Consider the following 11,706-nt stretch of genomic DNA (forward strand, 5'->3'; position numbering starts at 1 on the left):
CTTCCTGCCCATGGGCGGGCAGAGCTTCCTCAAGCCGCTGCCCTATGTGCCGGCGTGGCTGCTCACGCGGGCCGGCGTCGGCGAGATGGCCACGGCGGCCGCCCTGGCGGCCTGGCACGGTCTGGCGGTCTGGTTCGTCTGGCTGATCGCCCGCGATCGCGTCGGGCCGGGCGCCGGCGCCTGGCTCGCGGGTGCCTTCGCCCTGCTCACCCCGGTGTTTCTTGCCCTGGCCGGCACCAGCTATGCCGATGGCACCACGGCCGTGCCGCTGCTGGCCGGCGTGTGGTGCTGCATCCGCGCGGGCGCCGGCGGTGCCGCCGCCGGCCGCTGGGCGCTCGCCGGCGGGTTCGCGCTGGGGCTGGCGGCCCTGCTCAAGCTGAGCAATGCCCCGGCGGCGGCGCTTGCGCCGGTGCTGCTGATGGGCGCCGGACTGGCCGGGCGACGGTGGCGTCGGCTGGCGGTGATCGGGCTCTTCATCGTGGGAGGGCTGGTGGGCGCCGTCGCCGGTGGCGGCGCGTGGGCGCAGCATCTTTACCGCACCTACGGCAATCCGGTGTTCCCCATGGCGGCTTTCCTGTTTCAGCGAGCGGCAACAGACGAGGTTCCGGTGGCTGCGACAGTCCCTGATCCATCGGCTGGCGCCGCGGCGTCTGCGGACGGCGGGTTCGCGGGAATGCCCGGGGTGTTGGCCGCGATCGGCGATCGGCTCCATGTGCTGAAGGTGGCCACCCGGCCGAGCGGTGAGCGCTTCGTGCCAGGATCGCTGTCGGAATGGCTGAACTTTCCCCTTCGGGTGGCTGACGTCCGTCAGCCGAGCAATCTCGCCTATCTGGAATGGCATGCTCCGGATCCCCGGCTCGTCCTGCTGGCGGTGTTGCTGGCGGCGATGGTCACACGCCGACTATGGCGGTACGGGAGGCGGCGCCGAGCGGCCCTCCCGCCGCTCGACAGGTGCGTCGCGGCGTCGGATCTTCCCCGCGCGACTGCGATCGTCTCGCTCAATCGGGGCGGCCCCTCCAGCGCGGCCCGCTGGCCGCTCTGGCTGTTCACGGTGCTGTGGTGTCTCGCCTGGATGCACAGCTCGGGCAATGGCCGCTATGCCGTCGGCCTGCTGCTGCTCTGCTCGGTGCTGCTGGTGGAGGGGGTGCTCGCCCTGCTGCCGGCGGGGCGTGCCCGGCAATGGGTCTTTGCCGGACTGCTCGGCGTGCATGCCTTCTACGCCCTGGTGGCCGCCGATCGCCGCGATCTCGGTCAGTCCGAGGCCTGGTCGCAGGCGGCGCTTGCGGCCGACATGCCATCATCGCTGCGCGAGCAGCCCCATCTGCATGTCGCGCTGTCGCAGTTTTCCTGGACCTACCTCGCGCCGCTGATGCACCCTGACAGCGCCTTCGCCAACCTGTCCTCGCCCTGCGAGTACTGCTCGCCGCCGCTGCAGGCCCGCTCGTCGATGCCGGTGCTGAGCGCCTGGCGCGGTCGGCTTCGCCTGATCGCCGCGGCCGATCAGTCGGTGGACGGCCGGGCCGGCCTGCTGCCGACCACCCGCGACGCCATGAACGACCAGCTCGCCGACTTCGATCTCCGGATCGACGAACCGGCCTGCACCGCCTATCGCGTCCGTCCGCAGGCGGCCGGCACCTGGCTGATCGACCGGCAGGCCTCGGGGCCGGTTCGCCGCTTCTCGGATCAGGCGGTGAGCTGCCCTCTGGTCGAAGCCCCCGACGCCCGGGCCGACGCCCTCGCGCGGCGCACGCGGTTCGACCCGGCCTTCATCGCCGTCGAACGGGCCTGCGGCGAAACGCTGGGCCCGCCCACCGGCCCTACCCGATGGCTGGGTGGCGAGGCCTGGCTGCGCACCTACCCCAAGGTCGAGGCGCACCTCACGGTGGCACGCGGCACGGTCACCCTCGGTCGCTACGGGTACCAGGACCGCGTGTTCGGCCGGGCCGACGCGCTGGCCGCGCCGGGGGCGACGATCGACTGCCAGCCGCTGCAGGATCGCAGCGGGCGGGGGCAGCCCCCGGGCATGGCCGATGTGCTCGGCCGGCCTGCCGCCCGCTGATGCCGATGACGGACATGCCCGCGCCCGTGATCTTGCCGCCCGGCATCCGGGTGGCGGTGGTGCACGACTTCCTGTTCGAGTACGCCGGCTCCGAGCGGGTGCTCGAGGCCATCCTGGCGCTGCTGCCGCAAGCCGAACTGTTCACGCTGTTCGAGCGACTGCCCGAGGCGGATCGCCATCTCGTCGCCGGGCGCCGCGTGCACACCAGCTTCCTGCAGCGCATGCCCGGCCTGCCCGGCAGCCTGAAGTACACCGTGCCGCTGATGCCCTTCGCGATCGAGCAGTTCGACCTGTCGGGCTTCGACCTGATCATCTCCAGCAGCCATGCGGTCGCCAAGGGCGTGATCGTGCCCCCCGACGCGCTGCACCTGTGCTACTGCTATTCGCCGATGCGCTATGCCTGGGACCTGCAGCCGGTCTACCTCCAGACCGAGGGACTGTCGCGGGGGCTGCGCGGGCTGGCTGCGCGCCTCATGCTGCATCGGCTGCGGCTGTGGGACCACCGCAGCGCGGCCGGCGTTGATGCCTTTGCCACCAGCTCGGCCTTCGTCGCGCGGCGCATCCTCAAGGCCTGGCGGCGCGAGGCCGTGGTGATCCCGCCGCCCGTGAGCATCCATCCCCCGCTGGCGCTGCCGCGCGAGCCCGACCTGTATGTGACGGTCTCGCGGCTGATCGGCTACAAGCGCATCGACCTGATGGTGGAGGCCTTCCGGGCCATGCCGCAGCGCCGTCTGCTGGTGATCGGCAGCGGACCCGATCTGGCACGCTGGCGTGCGGTGGCGCCGCCGAATGTGCGTTTCGCGGGCTTCGTGCCCGATGCGCCGATGCGCGAGCATCTCGCCCGGGCGCGCGCCTTCCTGTTCGCGGCCACGGAAGACTTCGGCATCTCGGTGCTCGAGGCCCAGGCCCAGGGCACGCCGGTGATCGCGCTCGGTCGTGGCGGCACCGCCGAGACCGTCGCCGGCGAGCATTCGGCACGACCCACCGGCGTGTTCTTCCACGAGTCCACCCCCGAGGCGATCATCGGCGCCGTGGTTCGCTTCGAGGCTCTGGAGCAGCCGATCGACCCGCAAGCCTGCATCGACCGTGCGGCGCTCTACACCCCGGACACCTTCGCGCGCCGCTTCAGCGACTGGGTCTCGCAGGCCTGGACCGACTGGCAGGCCCGGCTGGCGCAGCCCTTCTCGCCCGACGAGCCGCGAGGCGAACCAGGCCAGCGCTGGCGCTAGCGCGAGCCATGGCCCAGGCGGCGTCGTGAAACGCCGCCCCCGTGGCCGACTGCGCGCCTGGCCGCGCCCGGCGGCCCGGCCCGAGGGCTCGGTTATCATCGCAGCCTGCCGCGGAGACTCCGATGATCGACTTCCTGCACGGGCTGCCCCTGCTCGCCAAGGCCGCCCTGCTCGGGCTGGTCGAGGGTCTCACCGAATTCCTGCCCATTTCCAGCACCGGACATCTCATCCTGGCAGGCAGCCTGCTCGGCTTTTCCGACGAGAAGGCCAAGCTCTTCGATGTGGCCATCCAGACCGGCGCCATGCTGGCCGTGGTCTGGTACTACCGCGTGCGCATCGGCGCCACGCTGGCGGGCCTGGGCGCCGATCGTCGCGCCCAGCGCTTCGCGCTCAATGTGCTCATCGCCTTCCTGCCGGCAGCGGTGCTCGGCGTGCTCTTCGGCAAGTTCATCAAGGCGCACCTGTTCAAGCCGGTGCCGGTGGCGCTGGCCTTCGTGGTGGGCGGGCTGATCATCCTGTGGGTCGAGCGCGGTCAGGCGCGTCGGCGGCCGCGCATCCAGGAGGTCGATGACATGAGCGCGCTGGACGCGCTCAAGCTCGGGCTGGCGCAGGCCTTCGCGCTGGTGCCGGGCACCAGCCGCTCGGGCGCCACCATCATCGGCGGCATGCTGTTCGGCCTGTCGCGCCGCGCCGCCACCGAGTTTTCATTCTTTCTCGCCATTCCCACCCTGGTGGGGGCCGGGGTCTACGACCTGGTCAAGTACCGCGCACTGCTCTCGGCCGATGACCTGCCGATGTTCGCGGTGGGGCTGTCGGTGGCCTTCGTGTCGGCGCTGGCCTGCGTGCACTGGCTGATCCGTTTCGTGGCCAGCCACGACTTCCGCGGCTTTGCCTGGTACCGGATCGTGTTCGGCGGCCTGGTGCTGCTCACCGCCCACTTCGGCTGGGTGACCTGGGCCGCCTGAAGCGCTGGCGTCGCGCCCGCGCGCGGCCTGCCCGCAGCGGATGCGCCCCGGATCAGTCTGCGCGGCGCTCGAAGATCAGGTCGCACACCGCGTGGCCGAGCGCCAGCCCGCGCTTCTCGAACTTGGTGAGCGGCCGCCAGTCCGGCCGTGGCGCGAAGCCCTCGGCGGTGTTGCGCAGTGCCGGCTCGGCCTGCAGCACCGAGAGCATCTGCTCGGCATAGTGCGCCCAGTCGGTGGCGCAGTGCAGATAGCCGCCTGGCCTCAGCCGGCTGGCGGCAAGGGCGACCATCGGCGGCTGGATCAGGCGACGCTTGTGGTGCCGGGCCTTGGGCCAGGGATCGGGGAAGTAGACATGGATGCCGGTGAGGCTGTCGGGGGCGATCATGTCGCGCAGCACCTCGACCGCGTCGTGGCGGATCACCCGCACATTGCCGATCGCCTGTTCCTCGAGCCGTCGCAGCAGCGCGCCCACACCCGCCGGGTAGACCTCCACGCCGATGAAGTCGGTGTCGGGGCGCGCGAGCGCCATCGCCGCGGTGGTCTCGCCCATGCCGCAGCCGATCTCCAGCACCACCGGCGCCCGCCGGCCGAAGGCGGCGGTGGTGTCGAGCAGTGCGGCCTGATGCGCGATGCCGTAGCGCGGCAGCAGGCGTTCCTGCGCGGCGCGCTGGCCGTCAGTGAAATGGATGCGGCGGTTGACGAAGCTGCGGATGTGGTCGGGGCGTGGGCTGTCGGTCATCGGCGGCGGGCAGGGCGCGGGTGGTGCGGGTGGTCCGCGTGGCCTGGGCGGCGCAAGGGCGCGGCTGCGCGGGTTGGTTAGGATACCGGCTCCCATCCTCCCGGAAGCGCCGATGACCCCCGACCCCCAGATCCTCAGCCGCACCGATGACGGCGTGGCCACGATCACCTTCAACCGGCCCGACAAGCTCAACGCGCTCACCCCGGTCATGCTCGAGGCCTTCTTCGACGCGGTCGGTCAGGCCGCCGCCGATCCGGCCGCGCGGGTGATCGTGATCACCGGCGCCGGTCGCGGCTTTTCGGCCGGCCTGGACCTGGGCGTGATCGGCACCGGCCAGTCCGGCGGGGTGGGCGAGGCCATGCCACGGCCCGAGCCGCAGTGGGGCGATGACATCGGCCCGCCGCTCGCCGATGGCTTCAGCGCCGGCTGGCACGCGCTGATCCGCTCGCGCAAGCCCACCATCGCCGCGGTCAACGGTCCGGCCTTCGGCTGGGGCTTCATTCTCGCCCTGCACTGCGATATCCGCTTCGCAGCCCGTTCGGCCCTGTTCAACGCCACCTTCGCGCGGCTCGGCGTGCCTGCCGAGAAGGGCATCGGCTGGCTGCTGCCGCGCCTGATCGGCATCGCCCGCGCGGCCGACCTGCTCTACACCGCCCGCCGCTTCGATGGCGTGGAAGCCGAACGCATCGGCCTGGTCAACGCCGTGCTCGATGACGACCAGCTCATAACCCATGTGTCGGGCTATGCCCGGGCGATCGCCGCCAATGCCGCGCCGCGCGCACTGGCGGCCATGAAGGCCCAGCTCTGGACCGCGGCCGATGTCAGCTACGACGAGGGTTTTGCGGCCGCCAATCGCGAGCAGGATCGCTGCACCGCCACCGAGGACTTCCGCGAGGGCCTGGCCAGCTACAAGGACAAGCGCGCGCCGCGCTTCACCGGGCGCTGAAGGCGCGCCGAAGAGGCGGGCATCGGACGCCCGTTGCCCGGCCGCAAGGGCCGCGCTGGGCGGCCGCGCCAGCGTTCGCGTAAAATGGACGGGTCGCGGGTGTAGTTCAATGGCAGAACGGCAGCTTCCCAAGCTGCATACGAGGGTTCGATTCCCTTCACCCGCTCCACATCGCCGCCGCGGGCCACTGCGCTGCCGCCCATGAAGGCCGCCTACCTCAGCCATCCCAGCTTCACGCGCCACGAGATGGGGGCCGGCCACCCGGAGTGCCCCGAGCGTCTCGCCGCGGTGTCCGATCGCCTTCTGGCCAGCGGCCTGCTCGATCTCATGGACCGGTTCGAGGCGCCGGCGGCTACCGACATCCAGATCACGCGTGCCCACGAGGCGCTGTACCTGGCCGAGCTGCGTGCGGCATCACCGGCGCAGGGCCTGGTCGCCATCGACCCCGACACCGCGCTGAATCCGCACAGCTTCACGGCCGCGCTGCACGCCGCGGGGGCTGCGGTGCGCGCCACCGAGCTGGTGCTGCGCGAGGGCTACCAGCGCGCCTTCTGCAATGTGCGCCCGCCCGGCCATCACGCCGAGCGCGGTCGCGCGATGGGTTTCTGCTTCTTCAACAACGCGGTGGTGGGCATCCGCCATGCCCTCGACGAACTCGGCCTGCAGCGGGTGGCGCTGGCCGACTTCGATGTGCATCACGGCAACGGCAGCGAGGACATCCTTGCCGACGATCCGCGGGTGCTGATGGTCTCCACCTTCCAGCGTCGCCTGTATCCCTTCAGCGGCGACGAGCCGCGCGGCGCCAACATGCACAACATCGGCCTCGCGCCGTATTCCGGCGGCGAGGCCATGCGCGAAGCGGTCCAGACGGTCTGGCTGCCGGCGCTGCGCGAGTTCCAACCCGAGATGCTGTTCATCTCGGCGGGCTTCGACGCCCATCGCGACGATGACATGAGCCAGCTCGGCTGGCGCGACGCCGACTACGGCTGGGTGACCGCCCGGCTGGTCGAGGTTGCCGAGCAGTGCGCCGGGGGACGGGTGGTCTCGCTGCTCGAGGGCGGTTATCACCTGCCGGCGCTGGCGCGCAGCGCCGAGCAGCATGTCCGGGCGCTGCTGGGTCTGCTCTAGCCGTGCTGGCGCGGCACCGCCTGCATCCCCTCTTCGAGCCGGACCATCTCGTGGTGGTGCTGGGTGCCCGGCCCGCCGACTGGGCCCAGGCCATGGCGCGGGCGCTCACCGGTGAGGCGCCGCAGCCACGCCTGCCGGCCCGCCTGTTGCGGCTGGCGGGCTCCGACGCCGACCCGAGCCGGAATCCCGGCCTCAGCTCCAGTTCGCCGCCCGGCACCGCCCTGCTGGCGGTGCTGGTCGTCGATCCGGCCGAGGTGCCGGCAGCGCTTCAACGGGCCGCGCAGCAGGGCGCGCGTCACGCCTGCCTGCTCACCGGCCCGCAGACCACCGACCCCGCGCCCCGGCAGACCCTGGCCGACTGGCAGCGTCAGGCTCAGGCGCTCGGCCTGCTGCTCTTCGGCCCGGCCACCCTGGGCTTCATCCGCCCGGCCATCGGCCTGAACGCCGGCCGGATGGGGCCCACGCCCCCCGCCGGCGCGGTGGCCCTGGTCTCGCAGTCGGGCGCGCTCAATGGCGCTGTGCTCGACTGGGTGGCCGGCCATGCCACCGGCTTTTCGCTGGTGGCCTCGCTCGGGGCCGAGGTCGCGATCGATCTCGCCGAGGTGCTCGACTTCCTGTGCGCCGATGAGCGCACCCGCGCGGTGGTGGTCTATCTCGAGGCGGTGCGCGATGCGCGCCGCTTCATGAGCGCGCTGCGCGCCCTGTCGCTGGTCAAGCCGGTGATCGTGCTCAAGGGCCAGCGTGGCGACCCCTCGCCGGCGCTGACGCGCACCCACAGCGGCGCGCTGTGCGGCTCCGACGCGGTCTATGCCGCCGCGCTTCGCCGTGCCGGCGCGCTCCAGGTGGGCCTGTTCACCCAGCTCTTCACCGCGGCGCGGCTGCTGGCCACGCAGACCGGGCCGGTGGGTGCGCGGCTGGGTGTCATCGCCAACGGCAACGGGCCGGCCGTGCTCGCCGCCGACCAGGCGCGCTTCCAGCATCTCGAGCTGCCGACCCTGGCCGAGGCCACCCGCGAGCGGCTCTCGCAGGCGCTGGCGGGTTCGCCGGCCGGCGAGGGCGGCAATCCGCTCAACCTGGGCATCGATCCGCAGCCGGCGCAGCTCGAGGCCGCGCTGCGCATCCTCGCGCAGGATCCCGGCCTGGACGGCCTGCTGGTGCTCGTCGCGCCCTACGATGGGGCCGATGTGCCGGCGCTGACCGAGGCGGTGCTGCGGGCCCGTCCGGCGCTGCTCGAGGCCCGCAAGCCGCTCTTTGCCTGCTGGATGGGCGAGCAGCGCATGCGCGGGCTGGGCGCGCCCCTCGAGGCAGCCGGTGTGCCGGTGTACGCCGTGCCGGAATCGGCGGTCGATGCCTGGGCCACCCTGACCCGCTTTCATCGGAACCAGCGCCTGCTGCACCAGATTCCGCGACCGGTGCCGGGTCAGCGCCCGCCCGATCTGCGCCGGGCCCGGCAGCTGCTGCGCGAGGCGCTCGACAGCGGCCGCACCGGGCTGGCCGAGGTCGAGTCCAAGGCCCTGCTGCAGGCCTTCCATGTACCGGTGACCGCCACCCTGCGCGCCGATTCGGCCGAGGCGGCGATCGCCCAGGCCGCGCAGCTGGGATTTCCGGTGGCGCTGAAGATCGATTCCCCCGACATCGATCACAAGAGCGATGCCGGCGGCGTGGTGCTCAACCTGCGCAACGCCGCCGAACTGCGCGCGCAGTACCACGAGCTGCTCGCCACGGTGCGGGCCGCTCGCCCGCAGGCCCGCATCGACGGCGTGACGGTGCAGCCGATGCGCGAGTCCCGCCACGCCCGCGAGCTGTATGTGGGGGTGCTGCGCGACCCGCTTTTCGGCCCGGTGATCGCCTTCGGCGCGGGGGGCACCGGCGTCGAGGTGGTGCGTGATGTCGCGCTCGAGCTGCCACCGCTCAACCGCTACCTCGCCTCCCGACTGATCGGCCGCACCCGCGTGGCCGCAGCGCTGGGCGAGTACCGTGGTGCGCCGGCCATCGACCGCGACGCGCTCGAGGCCCTGCTGGTGGCGGTGTCCGATCTGGTCTGCGAACTGCCCTGGATCGCCGGCATGGACATCAATCCGGTGATCGCCGATGCGCAGGGCGTCGTGGCGGTGGATGCGCGGGTGCTGCTCGATGACCGGCCCGGGCCGCGGCCCGAGCCGCACCGGCATCTGGCCATCCGGCCGTATCCGGCGCATCTCGGCGGCGAGCGGCTCACGCCCCAGGGTGCAGCCTGGACCCTGCGCGCGATCCAGCCCGAGGACGCCGACCTGCTGCAGGCCTTCACCCGCGGCCTGTCGGCGCAGTCGCGCTACTTCCGGTTCATCTCGGCGCTCGCCGAGCTGCCGGCGCGCATGCTCGTCCGCTACACCCAGATCGACTACGACCGCGAGCTCGCACTGGTGGCGGTGGCGCCCGCGCCGGCCCCGCGCGGCGAGCTGGTGGGCGTGGTGCGTTACCTGCTCAACCCCGATGCCGAGAGCTGCGAGTTCGCGGTGGCGGTGGCCGACCGCTGGCAGGGCTGCGGCGTGGGAGGCGCGCTGATGCGGGCGATCATCGATGCGGCCCGCGCCCGGGGCCTGCGCCGCATCGAGGGCCATGTGCTGGCCACCAACACCCGCATGCTCGGCCTGCTGCGCCACCTCGGCTTCCAGACCCGCACCGACCCGGATGACGTGGCCATGCGCGAGGTCTGGCTCGCGCTGGACGAGACTCAGGCCCGGTGATAGCCGGTGACCCGCTCGACCTCTTCGCGTGAGCCCATGAACACCGCCACCCGCTCGTGCAGCTTGCCCGGCGGCAGCGCGAGGATGCGCTCATGGCCGTTGGTGGACGCGCCACCTGCCTGCTCCACCAGGAAGCTCATCGGGTTGGCCTCGTAGAGCAGGCGCAGCTTGCCCGGCTTGTCGGGCTCGCGGGCATCGCGCGGGTACATGAAGACCCCGCCGCGGGTCATGATCCGGTGCACATCGGCGACCATCGAGGCCACCCAGCGCATGTTGAAGTCGCGCCCGCGCGGGCCGGTGCTGCCGGCGAGCAGTTCGTCGATGTAGCGGCGCACCGGCGGCTCCCAGTGGCGAGCGTTGGAGGCGTTGATCGCGAACTCCTTCGTGCGCTCCGGGATGCGGATGTGGTCGGCGGTGAGCCACCAGCTGCCGGTCTCGCGCTCGAGAGTGAAGCAGGCCACGCCATCGCCCACCGTGAGCACCAGCAGGGTGGAGGGTCCGTAGACCGCATAGCCGGCGGCGATCTGCCGGTCTCCGGGTTGCAGGAAGTGTTCCTCGCGCGGATCGTTCACGCCCTCGGGCAGTCTCAGCACCGAGAAGATGGTGCCGATCGAGACATTGACATCGATGTTCGAGGAGCCGTCGAGCGGGTCGAAGAGCAGCAGGAAGCCGCCCATCGGGTACTCGTTGGGGATGAAGTGCGGATGGTCCATCTCCTCGGAGGCCATGGCTGCGAGGTGCCCGCCCCACAGGTTGGCTTCGAGCAGGGTCTCGTTGGCGATGACATCGAGCTTCTTCTGCGACTCGCCCTGCACATTCTCGGAGCCCGCCTCGCCGAGCACGTCGGCCAGCGCGCCCTTGCCCACCGCATAGCTGATCCGCTTGCAGGCGCGCGCCACCACCTCGAGCAGCAGCCGCAGCTCGGCCGGGATCAGGCCCTTCTCGCGCTGCTTTTCGACCAGGTACTGGGTGAGGCTGATGCGGTTCATCAGGGGAGGCTCCGGTGGGCTGGGGCGGGCATTATCGCGCAGGCGGACGACTGCCCGGTTCAGTCCTGGCCGAGCGCCTTGCCCACCACCTCGCGCACATCGCGCGACAGGCCGGGCCGCGCCAGCACCCGCTCCAGGCTGGCGCGGGCCTGCGCCTGCCGATCGGGCGTGTACTTGCGCCAGCGGTCCATGGCGCGTGCCAGCCGCGAGGCGAGCTGCGGGTTGCGCGGGTCGAGCTCGCCGAGGATCTCCTCCCAGAAGCGGTAGCCCGAGCCGTCGGGCGCGTGGAACTCGGCGAGGTTGCCCTGGCAGAACGCGCCGATCAGCGCGCGGACCTTGTTGGGATTGCCCAGCGAGAAGGCCGGGTGCGCCATCAGCGCACGCACCTGATCGAGCACCGGCCGGCCGTAGGGGCTGCGATGGCGGGTGGCCTGCATCGAGAACCACTTGTCCATGGCCAGGGGCTCGTCGCCGAGCTCGTCGGCGAACCGGGCCAGCGCGAGCTCGGCCTGCGGGGCATGCCCGAGCAGCATGGCGGCGAGTGCACCCTGGCGGGCGGTCATGTTGTCGGCCTGCTCGAACTGCCGCAGGACAAGCTCGCCGGCATCGCGCTCGCCGGCCAGGGTCAGGAAGCCGAGCGACAGGTTGCGCAGCGCGCGCCGGCCGGCGGGCGCGGCGCCGGGATGGTAGGCGCCCTCGGGCGCGAGCCGCTCGTAAAGGTCGCGCCAGCGGGCTGCAAGGGCGCGGCCCAGCAGGGCACCCACGGCCATGCGCGCCACGCGCAGGGCCTGCGGGTCGACCACCGCGAGCTGCTCGGCCACCATGCCCTCGCCGGGCAGCGAGAGCATGAGCTCGCGAAAACCCGGGCTGAGGGCAGCGTCGTCGAGCGCTGCCTGCCAGACCGCGGTGAGCGGGCCGTCGGGGG

Annotated in this window: 8 protein-coding genes, 1 tRNA gene and 1 pseudogene; 7 read left to right on the forward strand and 3 right to left on the reverse strand. The window is 72.1% G+C overall.

Annotation, left to right across the window (positions count from 1 at the left end; genetic code table 11):
• From AC2H6A_RS13635 to AC2H6A_RS13645, 3 genes and pseudogenes are all read left to right on the forward strand, one after another.
• A pseudogene (locus AC2H6A_RS13635) lies at nt 1-2,059 on the forward strand (hypothetical protein); the annotation flags it as partial.
• Nucleotides 2,060-2,073: 14 nt separating this feature from the next.
• Nucleotides 2,074-3,288 carry a glycosyltransferase gene (locus AC2H6A_RS13640; protein ID WP_484274145.1) on the forward strand — a complete coding sequence of 405 codons (1,215 nt, stop codon included), beginning with the start codon at nt 2,074-2,076 and terminating at the stop codon, nt 3,286-3,288.
• A 122-nt stretch (nt 3,289-3,410) separates the two neighbouring features.
• On the forward strand, nt 3,411-4,253 hold the full coding sequence (locus tag AC2H6A_RS13645; protein ID WP_484274146.1) for an undecaprenyl-diphosphate phosphatase: 843 nt from the start codon (nt 3,411-3,413) through the stop codon (nt 4,251-4,253).
• Nucleotides 4,254-4,305: 52 nt separating this feature from the next.
• Here AC2H6A_RS13645 and trmB read toward each other — a convergent pair whose 3' ends face one another.
• Nucleotides 4,306-4,992: a tRNA (guanosine(46)-N7)-methyltransferase TrmB gene (gene trmB / locus AC2H6A_RS13650; protein WP_484274147.1), complete on the reverse strand. Its 687-nt coding sequence runs from the start codon at nt 4,990-4,992 to the stop codon at nt 4,306-4,308.
• A gap of 112 nt (nt 4,993-5,104) precedes the next feature.
• Here trmB and AC2H6A_RS13655 point away from each other — a divergent pair, with 112 nt between their 5' ends.
• From AC2H6A_RS13655 to AC2H6A_RS13670, 4 genes are all read left to right on the forward strand, one after another.
• Nucleotides 5,105-5,938, forward strand: a complete 834-nt coding sequence (locus AC2H6A_RS13655; protein WP_484274148.1) for an enoyl-CoA hydratase-related protein — start codon at nt 5,105-5,107, stop codon at nt 5,936-5,938.
• 95 nt (nt 5,939-6,033) lie between these two features.
• Nucleotides 6,034-6,107, forward strand: a tRNA-Gly gene (locus tag AC2H6A_RS13660).
• A gap of 32 nt (nt 6,108-6,139) precedes the next feature.
• Nucleotides 6,140-7,066: a histone deacetylase family protein gene (locus AC2H6A_RS13665; RefSeq protein WP_484274149.1), complete on the forward strand. Its 927-nt coding sequence runs from the start codon at nt 6,140-6,142 to the stop codon at nt 7,064-7,066.
• 2 nt (nt 7,067-7,068) lie between these two features.
• Nucleotides 7,069-9,792 carry a bifunctional acetate--CoA ligase family protein/GNAT family N-acetyltransferase gene (locus AC2H6A_RS13670; RefSeq protein WP_484274150.1) on the forward strand — a complete coding sequence of 908 codons (2,724 nt, stop codon included), beginning with the start codon at nt 7,069-7,071 and terminating at the stop codon, nt 9,790-9,792.
• Here AC2H6A_RS13670 and AC2H6A_RS13675 read toward each other — a convergent pair.
• Nucleotides 9,780-10,781, reverse strand: a complete 1,002-nt coding sequence (locus AC2H6A_RS13675; protein WP_484274151.1) for a class 1 fructose-bisphosphatase — start codon at nt 10,779-10,781, stop codon at nt 9,780-9,782. The genes AC2H6A_RS13670 and AC2H6A_RS13675 overlap by 13 nt on opposite strands.
• 59 nt (nt 10,782-10,840) lie before the next feature.
• Nucleotides 10,841-11,706, reverse strand: an 866-nt coding sequence (locus AC2H6A_RS13680; protein WP_484274152.1) for an aminopeptidase N C-terminal domain-containing protein, incomplete at its 5' end; no start/stop codon positions are given.

The organism is Quisquiliibacterium sp., assembly GCF_982640115.1.

What these genes read in the sequence shown, in the direction of transcription:
- AC2H6A_RS13675 (WP_484274151.1), bottom strand. Translation starts at nt 10,781, where the DNA reads ATGAACCGCATCAGCCTCACCCAGTACCTGGTCGAAAAGCAGCGCGAG.
- trmB (WP_484274147.1), bottom strand. Translation starts at nt 4,992, where the DNA reads ATGACCGACAGCCCACGCCCCGACCACATCCGCAGCTTCGTCAACCGC.
- AC2H6A_RS13665 (WP_484274149.1), top strand. Translation starts at nt 6,140, where the DNA reads ATGAAGGCCGCCTACCTCAGCCATCCCAGCTTCACGCGCCACGAGATG.
- AC2H6A_RS13655 (WP_484274148.1), top strand. Translation starts at nt 5,105, where the DNA reads ATGACCCCCGACCCCCAGATCCTCAGCCGCACCGATGACGGCGTGGCC.
- AC2H6A_RS13640 (WP_484274145.1), top strand. Translation starts at nt 2,074, where the DNA reads ATGCCCGCGCCCGTGATCTTGCCGCCCGGCATCCGGGTGGCGGTGGTG.
- AC2H6A_RS13645 (WP_484274146.1), top strand. Translation starts at nt 3,411, where the DNA reads ATGATCGACTTCCTGCACGGGCTGCCCCTGCTCGCCAAGGCCGCCCTG.